The organism is Brevundimonas sp., from assembly GCF_036677305.1.
Classification (GTDB): domain Bacteria; phylum Pseudomonadota; class Alphaproteobacteria; order Caulobacterales; family Caulobacteraceae; genus Brevundimonas.
This window is the reverse complement of sequence record NZ_JAKFEB010000145.1, coordinates 1-18,739: the sequence shown is the minus strand read 5'-3', so window position 1 is coordinate 18,739 and position 18,739 is coordinate 1. Positions and strand designations below refer to the sequence as shown.

The window sequence follows — 18,739 nt, the reverse complement described above, 5'->3', positions numbered from 1 at the left end:
TTCGGCGTGCCGGTGCTGGGCCTGCGCGGCGTCTCGGACGGCCGTTCGGAGCTGTCCGCCCTCGAACACTGGACCGACGCCCTCGCCGAAGTCGATCAGGCTCTGGCCGCCGCGCTCGACCTGTTGCATGACCATTTCACGCCTGCCGTAACGGAGCCCGCATGACCGCCCCCGCTGATCACCAGAAGGTCCTGATCGTCGACTTCGGCAGCCAGGTCACCCAGTTGATCGCCCGGCGCCTGCGCGAGGCGAGCGTCTATTGCGAGATCCATCCCTACGCCAAGGCCGAGGCGGCGCTGGCGGCGATGAAGCCGCAGGCCATCATTCTGTCGGGCGGACCCGAGAGCGTGCACGAGGAGGGCAGTCCGCGCGCGCCCCAGGGCGTGTTCGAGGCCGGGGTTCCCGTGCTGGGCATCTGCTACGGCGAGATGACCATGTGCGAACAGCTGGGCGGCAAGGTCGAGGGCGGCCACACCCGCGAGTTCGGCCGCGCGGAGATCACCGTCGAGAAGACCTCGCCCCTGCTGGCCGACCTGGCCCCGGTCGGCGAGGACGAGACGGTCTGGATGAGCCACGGCGACAAGATCGTCGCCATTCCGCAAGGGTTCGACGTCGTCGCAACGTCCGAGGGCTCGCCCTACGCCGTGATCGCGGATGAGGCGCGCCGCTTCTACGGCGTCCAGTTCCACCCGGAGGTGATGCACACCCCGCGCGGCGCGACGATGCTGAAGAACTTCACCCACGGCATCGCCGGGCTGAAGGGCGACTGGACCATGGCCGCCTATCGCGACGAGAAGATCGCGCAGATCCGCGAACAGGTCGGATCGGCCAGGGTGGTCTGCGGCCTGTCGGGCGGCGTCGACAGTTCGGTGGCCGCCGTGCTGATCCATGAGGCGATCGGCGACCAGCTGACCTGCGTCTTCGTCGACACCGGCCTGCTGCGCAAGGACGAAGCGAAACAGGTCACAACCCTGTTCAGGGAACACTACAACATTCCGCTGATCCACGTTGATGCGTCAAAGGAATTCCTCGGCGCCCTGGCCGGTCAGTCGGACCCGGAAACCAAACGCAAGACCATCGGCCGCGTCTTCATCGAGATCTTCGATCGCGAGGCCAACAAGATCGAGGGCGCCGAATTCCTCGCCCAGGGCACCCTCTATCCGGACGTGATCGAGAGCGTCTCGTCGTCCAGCGGCAAGGCCCACGTCATCAAGAGCCACCACAACGTCGGCGGCCTGCCCGACTTCATGAAGCTGAAGCTGGTCGAGCCGCTGCGCGAACTGTTCAAGGACGAGGTCCGCGCCCTGGGCCGCGAACTGGGCCTGACCGACGCCTTCGTGGGCCGGCATCCCTTCCCGGGACCGGGCCTGGCCATCCGCATTCCCGGCGAGATCACGCCGGACGCCGTCGAGACCCTGCAACAGGCCGACGCCATCTATCTCGAGGAAATCCGCAAGGCCGGTCTCTACGACAGCATCTGGCAGGCCTTCGCCGTCCTGCTGCCGGTCAAGACCGTCGGCGTCATGGGCGACGCGCGCACCTATGAGAAGGTGCTGGCTCTCCGCGCGGTGACCTCGACCGACGGCATGACGGCGGACTTCTTCGAATTCCCGTGGGACGTCCTGGGCCGCTGCGCCACGCGCATCGTCAACGAGGTCCGCGGCGTGAACCGCGTGGTCTACGACGTGACGTCCAAGCCGCCCGGCACGATCGAGTGGGAATAGGCCGGGGCTTTCGCAGCCTTTCGACGGCGCTTTCACGCTGGACCATCCTGTCCCGTCCAGAGGGGGCATAAGCGGCGGCCCCGGCGACGCTGGACCAACTGCGGGTCAGGACTGCCTCCGCAGGGTCGCCTCCGCCATGGTCATATCCTCGGCGGTGTTGATGTTGATGAAGGGATCGCCGCGATCGACGGGCCAATCCACGACGGCCCAGCCGACGGCTTCGCCCAGGCCGCGCAGGGACAGGCGTCCCTCGCTCGCCCTCTGCGCCAGGGTCGGCGCCGTGGAGGTGCGCCACAAGGCGCAGACGGGATGCAGCCGGCCCCCGCTCGCGGCGACCGCCGCCCCGACGTCCTTCGTCAAGGCCGACTCCAGCCGCAGGCAGAGGTCGTCCGGCAGGAAGGGCATGTCGCAGGGAAGCGTCAGGACCCTGTCGGCGCCGGCGTCCGCGGCCCAGGCGAGGGCGGAGGACAGGCCGGCGAGGGGCCCCGCGATCCCCGGCGCGTCCAGCACGACCGTCCCGGCGAAGCCGCTCACCTGATCGGGCTCGCGCACCACCAGGATCATCGGCGCGGGGATGGCGCGGGCCGTCTCCAGGGTCCGGTCCAGGAGGCGGGTTCCGCCCAGCCGCCGATGGGGCTTGTCGCCGCCGATCCGCCGACCCGCTCCGCCGGCGAGGATTGCGATGACGAGGGTCATGCGGCCCCGCGTTGTCTCGACCGTCCCGTCCTGGAGCCGGCCCCCCGTCGGGGAAGCGGGAGCGGCGCGACCAGACGGCCGGCCTCGTCGGCGTTGCTGACCGTCGTCTCGAGGTCCCGGACAAGGCCGTCGCGAATGGAATAGATCCAGCCGTGGATCGACAGCGGCTGGCCGCGGCGCCAGGCGTCGGTGACGAAGGGGTTGCGGGACAGCGACCTCACCTGGGCCAGCACGTTCTTTTCGGAGATGAAATTGACCCGTGTTTCCGGGTCGTGGATGGCGTCGAGGTCCGACTGATGGTCCTCGCAGAGGCGCTGCACCCGTTGCATCCAGTGATCGAGGACGCCGTGACGTTGTCCGTCCAGCACGGCGCGCACGCCGCCGCAGCCGTAGTGGCCGCAGACGATGATGTGCCGCACCTTCAGCGACTCCAGGGCGAACTGGAGCACGGCCAGCAGGTTCATGTCCTGGGCCGGCGCCAGGTTGGCGACGTTGCGGTGGACGAACAGCTCGCCCGGCTGCAGCCCGACCACTTCATTGGCCGGAACCCGGCTGTCGGAACAGCCGATCCAGAGATATTGCGGCGTCTGCTGCGTCGACAGCCGGCGAAAATACTCCGGGTCGAGCCGGGTCCGGGTCGCCGCCCAGGTCAGATTGTTGCGAAGCAGATCCTCGATCATGACGCGGCCTCGTCGCCCGGGGGATCCAGCAGAATGCCGCGCCGCGCCGCCAGCCGGACGCTGAGCGACCTGAGGTCCGCGGCCGTCAGACGAAGCCGGGCGATGGGCAGAACCACGGCGTTCTCAAGGGCGATATGGCGGCGGTCGTGCAGGGCGAACTCCGTGAAGAGGCGTCGGGTGTCCCGGTCACGACCGGGCGCCTGGCCGTCCGTCAGCGCCCGTTCCAGACCGGAGGCGAGGGCGCGGGCCTGTTCCAGATCGTCGCGGTGCTCGGCCGACAGCGCGCCCAACAGGGCGCCCAGCTCGTCCGCAGGCTGGCATCGCCGGCGTAGAAGCGGAAACAGGTCGTCCTCCTCGTCGATGATGTGCAGGGGCATGTCGTGGCGCAGGAAGTCGACGATTTCCCGGGCCTCGTCGCGCAGCAGGACGGTCGCGTTTCCGACCCGCTCCAGCAGCCGGCATAGCTGACGATGGCGATAGTGGTCGGCGAACAGCCAGTTCAGCGGTTCATGAACCAGCTCGGGGGGCAGCGGCTCGATCCAGCGGCTCTGGCCTGTCCGCCCTGCCTGCCCGGTCATCGGTCTCGAGCCGGTCGTCGATCCGCCGGCGCCATCATCAGGAGGCCGGGACGGCAGGTGCGGCCGGTCGCAGCCATGTCAGTGCCTCCGGATCAGGGTGAAGGTCCGCCCGGGGGCCGTCAGCTTCGATTTCAGGATCGCCCGCACGCAGGCCAGGGCCGGGTCGTCCGAGCCCTGGGCGGCGGAGATCAGCCGGGTCCAGCCCTGGTCGTCAGCGCCCTGGATGAATCCGGATATTTCGCCCTGGACGAATTCGGCCAGGGCCACCCCGCGCTCGGCGGCGATCTGGCGCGCCTGGGCGGCCAGCGCCGGATCGGCCTCGTCCAGCCAGACCTCCAGCCGCGCGGCGACCGCGGACCGGTCGTTCAGCAGGTCGCCCAGGGACAGGGCGCCGGGCGCGACGCCGCCGTCCTCCGTGACGCTCAGGGCCACGCCCCGCTCGCGGGCCTCGGCCACGAGGCCGGAGACATATCGGGCCGCCGCGGCCGTCCAGGCCCGGCTCTCCAGATGCAGGGAAATGCGGGGCAGGACATGGTCGAAGTGCAGCAGGCGACCTTCGATCCGGCGCTCCAGTCGCAGGACGTGCCAGCCGAAGCGTGACCGGATGGGCTCCGAGGCGGTCTCGCCATCCTGCAGACGGTCCAGCCCGGCCTCGACCTCCGCGGCGAGATCGCCCGGCGACAGCTGGCCCAGCGAGCCGCCGACGCCCTTCGACGGGCAGTCCGACAGCGCCTTGGCCAGGTCCGCGAACCTGTGCGGATGAAGCGCCAGTTCGGCGATCGCCGCCCGGGCGGCGGCGTGCGCGTCCGCCCAGTCGGCCTCGTGCTCGCCCTTGGGCGCGAACAGGATATGGGAGGCCTGGGTCAGGGACGGGGTGAGGAACCGTTCGGGCGCGCTGTCATAGACCCGCCGACATTCCTCCTCGCCGGGGCGCTGCACCTCGATCTCGGCGTCGAGCACTGCGCGGACCAGGGCTTCCTCGGGCGTCTCCTCGCGGCCGTCCTCGTCCCGTTCAGGATCGGGCGTCAGGCCGAGCTGGTGGGCGCGATCCAGCAACAGGGCCTTGATGGCCAGGGCGTGGGCCGCCGCCGCCCGGGCCGCCTCGGCGCCGGCGGCGGGATGGTTCTGGGCCTCTTCCGCCACCAGGCGCTCGGGAAGCGCCACGCCGTCGACGACGATGACTGCGCTCATCGGATCGAATCCCCGGCGCGGCGCGTCACCGGCATCCGTCGCTTGCTGCGGACAAGTTGCCAGCCGCGGCGGTTCAGATACCAGACCGGCGCCGAGAGCATGTGGACCAGCCGGGTGAAGGGGAAGAAAATCATGATCGTCAGGCCCAGGACGATGTGGATCTTGAACACCCAGTCGACGTTGGCCACGACATCGGCGATGCGGGTCCTGAAGGTGAAAATCCCCTGCGCCCAGGTCATGAATTTGATCATTTCCGCGCCGTCCAGGTGACCCATCGAGACGCGGATGGTGAACAGGCCGAGAAGCAGCTGGACCAGCAGGATGATCAGGATCGCCGTGTCGCCGAATTTGGAGGTGGCGCGGATGCGGGGGTCAAACAGGCGTCGATGCAGCAGCAGGAGGCCGCCGATCAGCATCAGCGCGCCGGCGAAGCCGCCCGCGACGATGGCCAGCATCTGCTTGAAGGCGTGGGCGACGCCCAGGCTGTCCCAGATCACCACGGGCGTGAGCAGGCCGACGAGGTGCCCCCCGAAGATCATCAATATGCCGACGTGGAAGAGGACTGAGCCCCACATCAGCTGTTTACGCCGGAGCAGTTGGGACGAGCCCGTGCGCCAGGTGTACTGCTCGCGGTCGAAACGAATGACCGACCCGAGGATCAGAACCGCGAGGGCGATGTAGGGATAAACCCCGAAGAAGAAGGTGTTCATATCCATGGCGGGGGGTCCTCAGGCGGCCGCGCCGGCGCGGCGGCTCTTGTCGGCGGGCGGGGCGGCGTTCATGGCGGACAACATGGAATCGGCCTTCGGACAGTCGACGTCGGATGGACCGAAGGTGACGGCGGTCTCCTCCCAGGCCTTGTCCAGCGCCTCCAGGTCGTCGGGATTGTCGTCCGGTTCCTGCATCAGGGCGGCGACCGCGTCGGAATCCGGCACGGCTCCGGTCATGGCCGTGAGCGCGCCGAACACGGCCCGATAGGGGCTTTGGCGTTTGTGCAGCCGCTCGGTCAGGGCGGCCAGGACGTGCGCGCCCTCGCCGAGCAGGGAAGCGGCTTCCTCGTCCGGCAGGGTCGACAGGAAGTCCAGAAACACCGGCAGGTGGTCCGGCAGTTCGCTGGCCGTCAGCTCCAGTCCGTAGGAGCGATAGAGTTCGATCAGGGCCGCCATCGCCTGCCCGCGATCGCGGCTCTCGCCGTGGATATGCTCATACAGATTGAGCGACAGCGACCGCGTCCGGTCGAACAGGTGAACGAAGCCCTCCTGAAGGTCGTACAGGTCGTCCTGTTCCAGCTTGCGAACGAGCTTTTCCAGGGCCCCCACGATCGGTGCGGGGACCATGCCTTCCGACCGGATGGCGGCCATGATCTCGGGCGCGGCCGCCTGGATCTCCGCGGTCGGGTAGCTGAGCAGGAGGGCGAGGGCGCGATAGGTCAGGGCCATGATCAGGCCACCTCTGCTGTCGGCTTGGCGCGTGAGCGTTTGTCGGCGCCGAACAGGCCCAGTTCGGTGCGGCCTCCCGAACAGCCGTTGCCGAAGGTGAAGCCGCAGTTCCCCCGCAGGTCGTAGGCGTCCTCGACGGTCTCGCGGTGGGTCGAGGGGATGACGAACCGGTCCTCGTAGTCGGCGATGGCCATGATCCTGTACATGTCGTCGATCTGGGCCGCGGTCAGGCCGACCGTTTCGGCCAGGCCGTGGTCGATCCGGCCGTCCACCGTCCGGGCGCGCATATAGGCGCGCATCGCCAGCATTCGCCGCAGCGCCAGGGTCACGGGCGCCTCGACCCCGGCGGTCAGGAGGTTGGCGAGGTATTTCACCGGGATGCGCAGCGAGTTCACATCCGGCATCTCGCCGTCCATCTCCAGGGCGCCGACGGCGGCGGCGTTCTGGATCGGCGACAGCGGCGGGACGTACCAGACCATGGGCAGGGTCCGGTATTCGGGGTGCAGCGGGAAGGCGACCTTCCAGTCGATCGCCATCTTGTAGACCGGGCTGCGCCGCGCCCCCTCGAGCCAGGCTTCCGGCACGCCGTCGGCCCGGGCCTGGGCGATGACGGCCGGATCGTGGGGATCGAGGAAGATGTCGAGCTGGGCCTGGTAGAGGTCCTTCTCATCCGGGGTCGAAGCCGCCGCCTCGATCAGGTCGGCGTCATAGAGCAGCACGCCCAGATAGCGGATGCGGCCGACGCAGGTCTCCGAACAGACGGTCGGCTGGCCGACTTCGATGCGGGGGAAGCAGAAGGTGCATTTCTCCGATTTTCCGGAGTCCCAGTTGTAATAGATCTTCTTGTACGGGCAGGCCGAGACGCACATCCGCCAGCCCCGGCACTTGTCCTGGTCGATGAGGACGATGCCGTCCTCCTCGCGCTTGTAGATCGCGCCGGAAGGACAGGCGGCCACGCAGGTGGGGTTGAGGCAGTGCTCGCACAGCCTCGGCAGGTACATCATGAAGGTGTTTTCGAACTGGCCGTAGATCTCCTTCTGGACGCCCTCGAAATTGGCGTCTTCGGACCGCTTGGCGAACTCGCCGCCGAGGATTTCCTCCCAGTTCGGCCCCCATTCGATCTTCTCCATCCGCTTGCCCGTGATCTGCGAGCGAGGGCGGGCGGTGGGGAAATGCTTCATCTCCGGGGCCGTCTGCAGATGGCCGTAGTCGAAGTCGAACGGCTCGTAATAGTCGTCGATCTCGGGCAGGTCCGGGTTGGCGAAGATGCTGGCCAGGATGCGCCACTTGGCGCCCATGCGCGGCTCGATCCTGCCGTTGGCCTTGCGCCGCCAGCCGCCGTTCCACTTCTTCTGGTTTTCCCACTCCCTGGGATAGCCGATGCCCGGCTTGGTCTCGACGTTGTTGAACCAGGCGTACTCAACGCCCTTGCGGCTGGTCCAGACGTTCTTGCAGGTCACCGAACAGGTGTGGCAGCCGATGCATTTGTCGAGATTCAGCACCATGCCGATCTGTGCGCGGATCTTCATTGGCCGAACTCCTTCGCTTCGAGCGGCTCATCGAGCCAATCGACCGTCTTCATCTTGCGCAGGACGACGAACTCGTCCCGGTTGGAGCCCACGGTTCCGTAGTAGTTGAAGCCGTAGGCCAGCTGGGCGTAGCCGCCGATCATGTGGGTCGGCTTCAGCACCGTGCGGGTGACCGAGTTGTGGATGCCGCCGCGCCGTCCGGTGATCTCCGACCCCGGCGTGTTCACGATCTTCTCCTGGGCGTGGTACATGAAGGTCGTGCCTTCACGGATCCGCTGGGAGACCACGGCCCGGGCCGTCAGGGCCCCGTTGGCGTTGAAGACCTCGATCCAGTCGTTGTCGACGATGTCGGCCTTGCGGGCGTCCGTCTCCGAAATCCAGACCACCGGGCCGCCGCGGTTGAGCGTCAGCATCAGCAGATTGTCGGAATAGGTGGAGTGGATGCCCCATTTCTGGTGCGGCGTGATGAAGTTCAGAACGATCTCGGTCTCGCCGTTGGGCTTGAGGCCCTTCACGTGCGTGGTCTTGAGGTCCACCGGCGGCTTGTAGACGCACAGCGCCTCGCCGAAGGCCCGCATCCACAGGTGATCCTGATAGAGCTGCTGCCGGCCCGTGAGCGTCCGCCAGGGGATCAGCTCATGCACATTGGTGTAGCCGGCGTTGTAGCAGACCTTCTCGCTCTCGATGCCCGACCAGATGGGCGATGAGATGATCTTGCGCGGCTGGGCGAGGAGATCGCGGTAGCGGATCTTCTCGTCCTCCTTGGGCAGGGCCAGGTGGATGTGGTCGCGCCCGGTCTGTTTCTCCAGCGCCGCCCAGGCCTTCACGGCCACCTCGCCGTTGGTTTCCGGCGCCAGCATCAGAATCGTCTCGCAGGCGTCGATCGACGTATCGATGCTGGGCATGCCTTCGGTCAGGCCGGGCTCAAGCACGGCCCCGTTCAGGGCCCGTAGCTCGTCGACCTCGTGGGCCGTGTTCCAGCCCAGGCCCTTGCCGCCATTGCCGACATTGGCCAGCAGCGGGCCGAGCGCCGTGAACTGCTTGTAGAGGTTGGGGTAGTCGCGCTCGACCACCGTGATCTGGGGCATGGTCTTGCCCGGGATCGCCTCGCATTCGTCGAGGTACCAGTCCCGCACCTCCAGCGGCTGGGCCATTTCCCCGGGGCTGTCGTGCTGGATCGGCGTAAGGACGACGTCCTTCTCCACCCCCAGGACTTCCGGCGCGACGGCGGAGAATTTCTTCGCGATGGCCTTGAAGATGTCCCAGTCCGACCGCGACTCCCAAGCCGGGTCCACGGCCGCTGACAGCGGGTGGATGAAGGGGTGCATGTCGGAGGTGTTGAGGTCGTTCTTCTCGTACCAGGTCGCCGTCGGCAGAACGATGTCGGAGTAGACCGCCGTGGTCGACATACGGAAGTCGAGCGTCACCAGCAGGTCGAGTTTTCCCTCCGGCGCCTCGTCATGCCAGACGACGTCGACGGGCTTCACCTGACCGGTTTCGCCCAGGTCCTTGCCCTGCACGCCGTGCGAGGCGCCGAGCAGGTGTTTGAGGAAATACTCGTGGCCCTTGCCCGAGGAGCCCAGCAGGTTGGAGCGCCAGATGAACATGTTGCGCGGCCAGTTGGCCGGGTCGTCCGGGTCCATGCAGGACAGTTCGATAGATCGGTCCTTCAGTCCGTCGACGGTGAAGGTCCTGGCGTCGACGCCCGCCGCCTCGGCGGCCGCGGCCAGCTCCAGCGAGTTGCTCTTCAGCGCCGGGGCGGAGGGCAGCCAGCCCATCCGTTCGGCCCGGACGTTGAAGTCGATCATCGAGGCCTTCCACGGACCCTCGGGGGCCGTCGGCGACAGCAGTTCGTCGATGCCCACCGTCTCGTACCGCCACTGGTCGGAGTGGGCGTAGAAGAAGGAGGTGGAGTTCTGCTGGCGGGGCGGACGGATCCAGTCGGTGGCGAAGGCCAGCGGGGCCCAGCCGGTCTGCGGCCGCAGCTTCTCCTGGCCGACGTAGTGGGCCCAGCCGCCGCCGGACTGGCCGACGCAGCCGCACATCACCAGCATGTTGATGACGCCGCGGTAGTTCATGTCCATGTGGAACCAGTGGTTCATCGCCGCGCCGATGATCACCATCGACTTGCCGTTGGTCTTCTCGGCGTTGGTGGCGAAGCCGCGGGCGGTGGCGATGATCTGGTCCCGGGGAACCGAGGTGATGGCCTCGGCCCAGGCCGGCGAATAGGGCTGAAGGTCGTCGAACGAGTCCGGCATGCAGTCGCCGCCGAAGCCCTGGTCGACGCCGTAGTTGGCCAGGAACAGGTCGTAGACGCAGGCGACCAGGGCCTCCCCGTCCTTCAGCTTCACGCGCCGGACCGGCACGTTGCGGGTCAGGACATCGGGGTGGTCGGTGGAGGCGAAGCCGTTGCTGGCGGTGTTGGCGAAATAGGGGAAACGGACGCCGGCGACCTCGTCATGGGCGTCCTTGAGGCCCAGCTTCAGCGTGGTTTCGCGGCCCGCGGCGTCGCGTTCCTCCAGGTTCCAGCGACCGTCCTCGCCCCAGCGGAAGCCGATCGAACCGTTGGGCACGACGATCTCGCCGGTGGCCTCGTCGATGGCGACCGTCTTCCAGTCGGGATTGTTGGCCTGTTCGAGATCGCCGACGAAATCCGAGGCGCGGACCAGCCGCTCGGGCGCATAGCCGCCCTCCTGGGGCACGAGCCGGACCAGCATCGGCAGGTCGCTGTACTGGCGCAGGTAGTCGCGGAAATACGGCACCTGCCTGTCGACGTGATACTCCTTGAGGATCACGTGACCGAAGGCCATGGCCAGGGCCGCGTCGGTGCCCTGTTTGACCGGCAGCCACAGGTCCGAGAATTTCGAGGCTTCCGAATAGTCGGGGCAGATGACCACCGACTTGGCCCCGCGGTAGCGGGCCTCGGTGTAGAAATGCGCGTCCGGCGTGCGGGTCTGCGGAACGTTCGAGCCCCACAGCAGCATGAAGCTGGAATTGTACCAGTCGGCGCTCTCGGCCACGTCGGTCTGTTCGCCCCAGGTCTGGGGCGAGGCGGGAGGCAGATCGCAGTACCAGTCGTAGAAGGAGCCGGTGACGCCGCCCAGCAGCTGCAGGTAACGGGCGCCGGCCGCGTAGGAGATCATCGACATGGCCGGGATCGGCGAGAAGCCGAACACCCGGTCAGGCCCCCAGCGTTTGACCGTATGGGCGTTGGCGGCGGCGATGATCTCCGTGATCTCTTCCCAGTCCGCCCGCACGAAGCCGCCGGCCCCGCGCATGCTGATGTAGGACTTGCGGGCGGCGGGGTCGTTCTGGATCGAGGCCCAGGCCGCCACCGGCTCCAGCGTCTCGCGCGCCTTGCGCCACACCCGCAGCAGGCGCGAGCGCACCAGCGGATATTTCACCCGGTTGGCCGAGTAGAGATACCAGCTGTAGCTGGCCCCGCGCGCGCAACCGCGCGGTTCGTGGTTGGGCAGGTCCGGCCGGGTGCGGGGATAGTCGGTCTGCTGGGTCTCCCAGGTGACGATCCCGCCCTTGACGTAGATCTTCCACGAGCATGAGCCCGTGCAGTTCACGCCGTGGGTCGAGCGCACGATCTTGTCGTGGCGCCAGCGGTTCCGATAGGCCTCTTCCCAGCTCCGGTCCTCGTCGTTCATGACGCCGTGGCGGTCGGAAAACAGTTCTGTCTTGCGCGTGAAGAAGGCGAGACGGTCCAGGGTGTGGCTCATGATCAGGCCGCCGATTTCGGAGAGAGGTTCAGGATCGAGCGCCGGCGGGCGTAGAACACCCAGTTCACGGCGGCGCAGGTGATGTAGAAGAGCAGGAAGATGTAGAGGGCCGTCATCGGCCCGCCCGTGGCCTTCATGGAGTTGGCGAAGGCCAGGGGGATGAAGAAGCCGCCATAGGCGCCGATGGCCGAGGAGAAGCCGACGATGGCGGCCGATTCCAGCTCCGACGCCTTCAGCCGCTCGGCCGGGCCGGCGCCGGGCAGCAGGCGGGGCATGTCAGCCCGCACCAGGGCCGGGATCATCTGGAAGGTCGAGGCGTTGCCGACGCCGGTCCAGAAGAACAGCCACATGAAGCTGGCGAAGAACAGGCTGAACGCCGGTTCGCCGCCGAAGGCGCCGACGCTGTAGAGCACCGCGAGCACGCCCACGATCAGGGCGTAGAAGACGACCTGGGTCACGTTCTGGCCGCCCCGGCGATCCGAGACCCAGCCCGTGATCGCCCGCGAGGCGGCTCCGACCAGGGGGCCCAGGAAGGCGATCTGCAGGATGTTGACGTCGGGGAAGAGCGTCTTGCCCAGCAGGGGAAAGGCCGCCGAAAAGCCGATGAACGAGCCGAAGGTGCCGATGTAGAGGTAGCACATCAGCCAGTTGTGCTTGCGCTTGAACACCACGGCCTGCTCGCGGAACGAGGCCCGCGCGGAGGCGACGTCGTTCATGCCGAACCAGGCGGCGGCGGCGGCGATCAGGATGAACGGCGCCCAGACGAAGCCGGCGTTCTGCAGCCAGACCTGGTGCTGGACGCCGTTTTCAACGTAGGTCTGCGGGGCTCCGAACAGCGGCGTGAACAGGGCGAGGCCGGTGACCAGCGGCGCCGTGAACTGCAGTACGCTGACCCCCAGGTTGCCGAACCCCGCGTTCAACGCCAGGGCGTTGCCCTTCTCGACCTTGGGAAAGAAGAACCCGATATTCGCCATCGACGAGGCGAAGGCCCCGCCGCCCAGGCCGCAGAGCAGGGCCAGGATGACGAACACCGGATAGGGGGTGTCGGTGCTCTGGACCGCGACGCCGATGCCGATGGCGGGGATCGCCAGGGACAGGGTCGAGAGCGTGGTCCACAGGCGGCCCCCGAAGATGGGGACCATGAAGCTGTAGAATATCCGCAGGGTCGCGCCGGACAGCGCGGGCAGGGCCGTCAGCCAGAACAGTTCAGCGGTGGAGAACCGGAAGCCGACCATGTTGAGCCGGGTCGCCGCCGTCGACCACAGCATCCAGACGGAGAAGGCGAGCAGCAGGTTCGGGATCGAAATCCACAGGTTGCGGCGGGCGATTCGCTGGCCTGTAGAGGCCCAGAACGCCGGCTCCTCGGGTCGCCAGTCGTGCAGAACGTGACGGGACATGCGCCTCTTTCTCTAGTGCGAACGGGTGGGGGAGGCGGCGGCGGTCCTGTCGGGACCGACGCCGGCCAGCTCGGGGAATTCGGGCAGGGTCGCCAGCAACGGGGAGCGTTGATGCTCCATCCGGCGGACGGCGAAATGCATCCAGACGAGAGCGGCGAGGACCAGCAGGAACAGCAGCATGAAGCAGCTGGTCCAGACCCCGGTCAGGTCATTGAGGACGCCGAAGACGATCGGCAGGATGAAGCCGCCCAGGCCGCCGATCATCCCCACCAGACCGCCGACCGAGCCGACATGGTCGGGGTAGTAGACGGGGATGTGTTTGTAGACGGCCGCCTTGCCCAGGCTCATGGCGAAGCCGAGCACGAAGACGATCGCGGTGAAGACCGGCAGGCTCATCGCCAGGCGGAAACGGATGGGCCCGTCGATGCCGTCGACCACATAGGAGGTCGCCGGATAGGCCAGGATGAAGGCGCAGACGACGCTGATGATGAAGGTCAGATACATGACCTTGCGGGCGCCGATCCGGTCGGAGAGCCAGCCCCCGAACACCCGGAACAGCGAGCCGGGAATCGAATAGGCCGCGGCCAGCATTCCGGCCACGCCGATGCCCACGCCATAGGCCCCGGTCAGATAGTGCGGCAGCCACAGGGCGAGGGCCACGAACCCGCCGAAGACGAAGAAATAGTAGAGGGCGAAACGCCAGACCCGGAGGTCCTTGAGGGGGGCCAGCTGCAGCCACGCGGCCACCGGCTTCTCACCCGTGCGGCGGCGCTCGACCAACTGGGGCTCGTCGCGGGTCAGGAGGAAGAACAGGATGGCGATGACCAGCAGCGCCCCGGCCCAGATCTGGGCCACTGCTTCCCAGCCAAGCGCCAGCATGACGAAGGGCGCCGCGAATTTGGTCACCGCCGCGCCGACATTGCCCGCGCCGAAGACGCCCAGCGCCGTTCCCTGCCGGCTGGCCGGATAGAATTTCGAAACATAGGCGACCCCGACCGCGAAGGCTCCGCCCGCCATGCCGACGCCGAGGGCCGCGATCAGGAACTGGGGGTAGGACTGGGCGTAGGACAGCAGGAAGGTCGCCGCCGCAGCCAGGGCCATGACGATCAGATTGACCCGGCGCCCGCCGAACTGTTCGGTCCAGACGCCAAGGAAGACCCGCACCAGCGATCCGGTCAGGATCGGCGTCCCGACCAGCAGACCGAACTGCGCTTCGGTGAGGCCGAGGTCCGCCTTGATCTGGACGCCGATGATCGAGAAGATCGTCCACACCGCGAAGCAGGCTGTGAAGGCGAAGGTGCTGACCCACAGGGCGGATCCGGCGCCCGGCGCTGAGGTTTCGGAAGCGGATACCACCCGACCATGCTCCATGGGCGGCCCCGTTAGCGGGGCGCCGTCCCGGGGAGTCCTAGCCTGCGTCCGACAGTCGCTATTTGATGCTTGTCAATTGAAGTCTTTGTAGAGTTGGGCCAGAATCCTGATCGATACAGAACGCTCTTAGTAAATCGACCTATGCCGGTCCCGGATTTGTCGAGTTTGCTGCTGGCGATTGATATTCATCAATCGGGGTGTTCTGGTGAACCGGGGTGGCGGTTGTGTGTAGCGAACGCGGACAGACGAGGCGCCCGGGATCGGCTGTGACCAGGAGGAAGCCTGATGACCATGCGCGCCGCGGATCTTGACCGCGTAAAAGCCCTGCCGCTGTTCTCGCGGGCCTCACCCGAAGTCTTCCGGGACGTTACCGCCGGCGCCTTCCTTCAGCGGTTCCCCGCGGGCACGACCCTGTTGATGGAGGGCGACCCCGTCGACTTCCTCTATGTGCTGCTGGACGGCGCGGTCGAACTCCAGGGTTCGTGGAAGGAAAAAGAGACCACCCTGGCGCTGTTGCGTCCGGTCTCCACCTTCATCCTGGCTGCGGTTGTCCTGGATGCGGACGCCCTGATGTCGGCCCGGACGCTGGAGAGGTCCGAAATCCTCATGCTTTCAGGCGAGGCCCTTCGCCGCACCATGCGACAGGACGCCCAGTTCAGTTTCGCCGTGGCCCAGGAGCTTTCGGGCTGTTACCGCGGTCTCGTCCGGGCCGTGAAGAACCAGAAGCTTCGGGGCGGCGTCGAGCGGCTGGCCAACTATCTGATCACCCAAAGGGTCCGTCAGGGGATGCGCGATCCGATCATCCTGCCGCAGGAGAAACGGGTGCTGGCCTCCCTGCTGGGCATGTCTCCGGAAAACCTGTCCCGAGCCTTCGCCAGCCTGTCCAGCTACGGGGTCGCCGTGCACGGCGCGGAGGTCAGCCTCGGCCGTCCCGAGGCTCTCGAGCGGCTGGCGCGTCCGCACCCGCTGATCGACAATCACATGCCGCCCGCGTCCGGCGTCGTCGGCAAGGCCGAGAGCGAGCGGTGGACCACCCAGACGGGCCGCGTCCTCGGCGTCGTCGGCGGCTGATCAGCCTCCCAGCTGGGCCAGGTTTCGCAGGTCGCCCGACCGGCCCACGGCGAGGGAATGGCCGGCGGACTTGCCTCCGAGGGACGTGACGATGCGCCCTGTCAGCGCCTCGCGGTCGTCGTCATCCTGCAGCAGATCGCGCAGGTCGACGCCGCCGTCGCCGAACAGGCACAGGCGCAGCCTGCCCCGCGCGGTGACCCGCAGCCGGTTGCAACTGTCGCAGAAGCCCGGGGCATAGGGGGCGATCAGCCCGATGGCGCCCGCGTGGTCGGGATGACGATATTCCAGCGCCGGGCCGGCGTCGAAGGCGCGCGGGGCGGGTGTCCAGCCGTTCCGCTCCAGCCAGTCGCGGAGACCCTGGGCCTTTACGTGATGGCGGGCGAAATAGTCGTCATTGTCCCCCGTCTTCATCAGTTCGATGAAGCGAACGGCCAGGGGCCGATCGCGGACGAAGCGGGCCCAGGCGTCGAAGCCCGCCTCGGCCGTCTCGCGCAGCAGGACGGCATTGACCTTTACGGCCGTGAAGTCTTCGGCCAGCGCCAGGTCCAGGCCCGAGAGGACCTGATTGAGTTTGTCGTGGCCGGTGATCCTGTGAAAGGTCTCCGGATCGATCGAGTCGATGCTGACATTGATGTGGCTGAGGCCGGAAGCGCGCCACTCGGCGGTGTGGCGGGCCAGGTTCCAGCCGTTCGTGGTCATGGCGACCTTGGCCACGCCGGGCGCCGCCGCGACCGTCTGGATGATCGTGTTGAAATCCTTGCGGACGGTGGGCTCGCCGCCCGTCAACCGAACCTTGCTGAGCCCCAGGCCGGAGAACCCGGCCACCAGACGACCGATCTCCTCGACCGTCAGGAAGGACAGGGGGCCGGTCTTCTTCCAGCCGTTCGGCAGGCAGTAGGTGCAACTGAAATTGCAGACCTCCGTCACCGACAGGCGAAGGTAGTGAAACCGGCGACCGAAGCCGTCGGCCAGGGGGGCGGCGTCGAGCGCCATGGAGGCTCCTTTCCAGACACGGGAGGCGGCGGGATTTCTCCCGCCGCCCTCGATCCTTGCGGATCCGGCTGCCGGACCGTGGCGTCGCTGTAGGTCTGACCGCTCGGAGCGAACTCGAGGGGATTGTTAGCCGGTCGTCCCGCTGCACCCTATGACGCGGGGCCCCGGCGGCCTTGATGAAGATCAAGTGCGGTCCTGTCGGCCCTTGTACGGCTGACGGGCCGGCCGTGCTAACCGGGACGGCAGGGCGGGCGGACCGGTCCTGATGGAGGTGTGATCCATGGCGAAGGCGGAGGCGGGCTTCGGACGGCGAACCGGGCTGATGCTGCTCGCGGCCACGGCCCTGGCCGCCTGCGCGCCCCGGCGTCCCGCGCGGTCTTCGCCGATCGATCTGTTCGCGGCGGCCAGTCTTCGAGAAGTGCTGGACGCCGCCGTCGCCGACTATCGGCGGCGCTCCGGCCAGACCGTGCGGGCGACCTATGCCGGCAGCGCCCAGCTGGCGCGCCAGATCGAGCAGGGCGCTCCGGCGGACCTGTTCATTTCGGCCGACGGGGCCTGGATGGACTGGCTGGATCAACGCGGTCTGATCGAGGCGTCCGCACGCCGGGATCTCGCCGCCAATCGTCTGGTCCTGATCGCTCCGGCGTCCGCGTCCGGCGGCGCGGTGGACCTGGCCGCGCCGGACGCATTCGCCGCCCGGCTGGGTGATGGTCGATTGGCCCTGGCTGAGGCCGCCGTGCCGGCGGGCCGCTATGGCCAGCAGGCCCTGACCCGCCTGGACCTGTGGCCCGAAGTCAGGAACCGTCTGGCGCCGGTCGCCGATGTCCGGGCGGCCCTGGCCCTGGTGGCGCGCGGCGAAGCCCCGCTCGGCGTGGTCTATGCGACCGACGCCCGCGTCGAGCCGCGGGTGCGGGTGGCGGCGACCTTTCCCGCGGCCAGCCATGCGCCGATCGTCTATCCGGGCGCGCCGGTTCGACGACGGGACAGGGCCGGCGACCCCGAGGGCGCGCGGGCCTTTCTGGATGTCCTGGCCGGAGCGGAGGGACAGGCCCTGTTCCGGCGTTTCGGCTTCGCTCCCGCGCGCGTCTGAGCGGCCGCGATGTTCGCGCTCACCCCCGAGGAACAGCAGATCATCGGCCTGTCGCTGAAGGTTGCGGCGACGGCCACCCTGTTCAGCCTGCCGCCGGGCGTCGCCCTGGCCTATCTGCTGTCGCGCGCCGACTTCCCCGGCAAGACCCTGCTGTCCGGCCTCACCCATCTGCCCCTGATCCTGCCGCCGGTCGTGACCGGCTACGCCCTGCTGCTGCTGTTCGGTCGCAGCGGTCCGCTGGGGCGCCTGCTCGAGCCGACGGGAATCGTCTTCGCCTTCGACTGGACGGGGGCCGCGCTGGCCGCCGCGGTCATGGGCTTTCCCTTGCTGGTCAGGGCGGTGCGGCTGTCGTTCGACATGGTCGATCCGCGGATCGAACGCGCGGCCGAGACCCTGGGAGCGAGGCCCTTCGTTCGCTTCCTGACCATCACCCTTCCGCTCGCCCTGCCCGGAGTCGCGGCCGGGACGGTCCTGGCCTTCGCCAAGTCGCTCGGCGAGTTCGGCGCCACGATCACCTTCGTCGCCAGCATCCCCGGGGAGACGCGCACCCTTCCGCTCGCCATCTACAGCCTGACCCAGGTTCCTGGCGGCGAGGCGGCGGCGCTGAGGCTGGTCCTGATCTCGGTCGGGGTGTCGGTCGGCGCCCTGCTGATCTCGGAATGGGGCGCCCGGGCCGCGACGCGTCGCATCGGAGGCGCGCGCTGATGCTGGAGGTGTCCGCCCATATCGCCCGCGGCGATTTCTCGCTCGAGGTCGCCTTTTCGAGCGACGCGCGCATCACCTGCCTGTTCGGCCGCTCGGGAGCCGGCAAGACCACGGTCGCGGAGCTGGTCGCCGGTCTGATCCGTCCCGTCCGCGGTCGGGTGGCGCTGGACGGGCAGGTGCTTTTTGACAGCGACCACGGCGTGTCGGTTCCGGCCTGGAGGCGGCGCATCGGCTATGTGTTCCAGGACGCGCGGCTGTTTCCGCATATGACCGTGCGCGACAATCTGCTGTACGGCGCGCGCCGGGCGGGCGACCGTCATCCCGAACTGGACGAGGCGGCGGCCCGGCTTGGGCTGGAGGCCTTGCTGGAGCGCTCTCCGGGCGCGCTGTCGGGCGGCGAGACCCGCCGCGTCGCGATCGGACGCGCCCTGCTGACCCGGCCTCGCCTGCTGATTCTCGACGAGCCGCTGGCGGGACTGGACGGCGCCCGTCGCGGCGACATCCTGCCCTGGCTTGATCAACTGGCCCGCGACGGGCCGCCCATTCT

The 18,739-nt window shown here is 68.0% G+C and carries 16 protein-coding genes and 1 riboswitch; of the genes, 5 read left to right on the top strand and 11 right to left on the bottom strand.

The window, feature by feature from the left end; genetic code table 11:
• Positions 1–161 precede the first annotated feature (161 nt).
• Entirely contained in the window at positions 162–1,724 is a 1,563-nt protein-coding gene (gene guaA, locus V6M42_RS08395; RefSeq protein WP_332678171.1) for a glutamine-hydrolyzing GMP synthase, read from the top strand.
• A 105-nt stretch (positions 1,725–1,829) separates the two neighbouring features.
• Here the strand turns inward: guaA and mobA are convergent, their stop codons facing one another.
• The 10 genes from mobA to V6M42_RS08345 form a co-directional block, all read right to left on the bottom strand.
• Entirely contained in the window at positions 1,830–2,420 is a 591-nt protein-coding gene (gene mobA, locus V6M42_RS08390; RefSeq protein ID WP_332678170.1) for a molybdenum cofactor guanylyltransferase, read from the bottom strand.
• Complete coding sequence (locus tag V6M42_RS08385) at positions 2,417–3,100, bottom strand: carbonic anhydrase (protein WP_332678169.1); 684 nt, start codon at positions 3,098–3,100, stop codon at positions 2,417–2,419. Before V6M42_RS08385 ends, mobA begins: the two co-directional genes overlap by 4 nt.
• A complete protein-coding gene (locus tag V6M42_RS08380; RefSeq protein WP_332678168.1) occupies positions 3,097–3,678 on the bottom strand; it encodes a hemerythrin domain-containing protein in 582 nt (193 codons plus the stop codon). The genes V6M42_RS08385 and V6M42_RS08380 overlap by 4 nt, the downstream gene beginning before the upstream one ends.
• A gap of 78 nt (positions 3,679–3,756) precedes the next feature.
• On the bottom strand, positions 3,757–4,869 hold the full coding sequence (locus V6M42_RS08375) for a peptidylprolyl isomerase (protein ID WP_332678167.1): 1,113 nt from the start codon (positions 4,867–4,869) through the stop codon (positions 3,757–3,759).
• Entirely contained in the window at positions 4,866–5,585 is a 720-nt protein-coding gene (narI, locus tag V6M42_RS08370; protein WP_332660605.1) for a respiratory nitrate reductase subunit gamma, read from the bottom strand. The genes V6M42_RS08375 and narI overlap by 4 nt, the downstream gene beginning before the upstream one ends.
• Positions 5,586–5,597: 12 nt before the next feature.
• Positions 5,598–6,308 (bottom strand): nitrate reductase molybdenum cofactor assembly chaperone, encoded by a 711-nt coding sequence (gene narJ, locus V6M42_RS08365; RefSeq protein WP_332660604.1) that lies wholly within the window; start codon positions 6,306–6,308, stop codon positions 5,598–5,600.
• Between the two features lie 2 nt (positions 6,309–6,310).
• Positions 6,311–7,837 carry a nitrate reductase subunit beta gene (narH, locus tag V6M42_RS08360; protein WP_332678166.1) on the bottom strand — a complete coding sequence of 509 codons (1,527 nt, stop codon included), beginning with the start codon at positions 7,835–7,837 and terminating at the stop codon, positions 6,311–6,313.
• Positions 7,834–11,565 carry a nitrate reductase subunit alpha gene (locus tag V6M42_RS08355; protein ID WP_332678165.1) on the bottom strand — a complete coding sequence of 1,244 codons (3,732 nt, stop codon included), beginning with the start codon at positions 11,563–11,565 and terminating at the stop codon, positions 7,834–7,836. Before V6M42_RS08355 ends, narH begins: the two co-directional genes overlap by 4 nt.
• A 2-nt stretch (positions 11,566–11,567) precedes the next feature.
• The gene (locus V6M42_RS08350; protein WP_332660599.1) at positions 11,568–12,962 is read right to left on the bottom strand and encodes an MFS transporter; all 1,395 of its coding nucleotides are present in this window, start codon (positions 12,960–12,962) and stop codon (positions 11,568–11,570) included.
• A gap of 12 nt (positions 12,963–12,974) precedes the next feature.
• Positions 12,975–14,318, bottom strand: a complete 1,344-nt coding sequence (locus tag V6M42_RS08345; RefSeq protein WP_332678164.1) for an MFS transporter — start codon at positions 14,316–14,318, stop codon at positions 12,975–12,977.
• A gap of 300 nt (positions 14,319–14,618) precedes the next feature.
• Here V6M42_RS08345 and ftrB point away from each other — a divergent pair, with 300 nt between their 5' ends.
• Complete coding sequence (gene ftrB / locus V6M42_RS08340; protein ID WP_332660596.1) at positions 14,619–15,404, top strand: transcriptional activator FtrB; 786 nt, start codon at positions 14,619–14,621, stop codon at positions 15,402–15,404.
• Here the strand turns inward: ftrB and moaA are convergent, their stop codons facing one another.
• Positions 15,405–16,397 carry a GTP 3',8-cyclase MoaA gene (gene moaA / locus V6M42_RS08335; protein ID WP_332678163.1) on the bottom strand — a complete coding sequence of 331 codons (993 nt, stop codon included), beginning with the start codon at positions 16,395–16,397 and terminating at the stop codon, positions 15,405–15,407.
• Positions 16,387–16,518: riboswitch (molybdenum cofactor riboswitch) on the bottom strand. (Overlaps the previous gene by 11 nt.)
• Before the next feature lie 159 nt (positions 16,519–16,677).
• Here moaA and modA point away from each other — a divergent pair.
• The 3 genes from modA to V6M42_RS08320 form a co-directional block, all read left to right on the top strand.
• The gene (gene modA / locus V6M42_RS08330; RefSeq protein WP_332678162.1) at positions 16,678–17,487 is read left to right on the top strand and encodes a molybdate ABC transporter substrate-binding protein; all 810 of its coding nucleotides are present in this window, start codon (positions 16,678–16,680) and stop codon (positions 17,485–17,487) included.
• Between the two features lie 9 nt (positions 17,488–17,496).
• The gene (gene modB / locus V6M42_RS08325; protein ID WP_332678161.1) at positions 17,497–18,192 is read left to right on the top strand and encodes a molybdate ABC transporter permease subunit; all 696 of its coding nucleotides are present in this window, start codon (positions 17,497–17,499) and stop codon (positions 18,190–18,192) included.
• A partial coding sequence (locus tag V6M42_RS08320; RefSeq protein WP_332678160.1) for an ATP-binding cassette domain-containing protein occupies positions 18,192–18,739 on the top strand: 548 nt, incomplete at its 3' end. The genes modB and V6M42_RS08320, both read left to right, overlap by 1 nt.

Bases quoted from the DNA above. Each gene is read 5' to 3' on its own strand.
- guaA (WP_332678171.1), top strand. From the start codon at position 162: ATGACCGCCCCCGCTGATCACCAGAAGGTCCTGATCGTCGACTTCGGC.
- mobA (WP_332678170.1), bottom strand. From the start codon at position 2,420: ATGACCCTCGTCATCGCAATCCTCGCCGGCGGAGCGGGTCGGCGGATC.
- V6M42_RS08385 (WP_332678169.1), bottom strand. From the start codon at position 3,100: ATGATCGAGGATCTGCTTCGCAACAATCTGACCTGGGCGGCGACCCGG.
- V6M42_RS08380 (WP_332678168.1), bottom strand. From the start codon at position 3,678: ATGACCGGGCAGGCAGGGCGGACAGGCCAGAGCCGCTGGATCGAGCCG.
- V6M42_RS08375 (WP_332678167.1), bottom strand. From the start codon at position 4,869: ATGAGCGCAGTCATCGTCGTCGACGGCGTGGCGCTTCCCGAGCGCCTG.
- narI (WP_332660605.1), bottom strand. From the start codon at position 5,585: ATGGATATGAACACCTTCTTCTTCGGGGTTTATCCCTACATCGCCCTC.
- narJ (WP_332660604.1), bottom strand. From the start codon at position 6,308: ATGGCCCTGACCTATCGCGCCCTCGCCCTCCTGCTCAGCTACCCGACC.
- narH (WP_332678166.1), bottom strand. From the start codon at position 7,837: ATGAAGATCCGCGCACAGATCGGCATGGTGCTGAATCTCGACAAATGC.
- V6M42_RS08355 (WP_332678165.1), bottom strand. From the start codon at position 11,565: ATGAGCCACACCCTGGACCGTCTCGCCTTCTTCACGCGCAAGACAGAA.
- V6M42_RS08350 (WP_332660599.1), bottom strand. From the start codon at position 12,962: ATGTCCCGTCACGTTCTGCACGACTGGCGACCCGAGGAGCCGGCGTTC.
- ftrB (WP_332660596.1), top strand. From the start codon at position 14,619: ATGACCATGCGCGCCGCGGATCTTGACCGCGTAAAAGCCCTGCCGCTG.
- moaA (WP_332678163.1), bottom strand. From the start codon at position 16,397: ATGGCGCTCGACGCCGCCCCCCTGGCCGACGGCTTCGGTCGCCGGTTT.
- modA (WP_332678162.1), top strand. From the start codon at position 16,678: ATGGCGAAGGCGGAGGCGGGCTTCGGACGGCGAACCGGGCTGATGCTG.
- modB (WP_332678161.1), top strand. From the start codon at position 17,497: ATGTTCGCGCTCACCCCCGAGGAACAGCAGATCATCGGCCTGTCGCTG.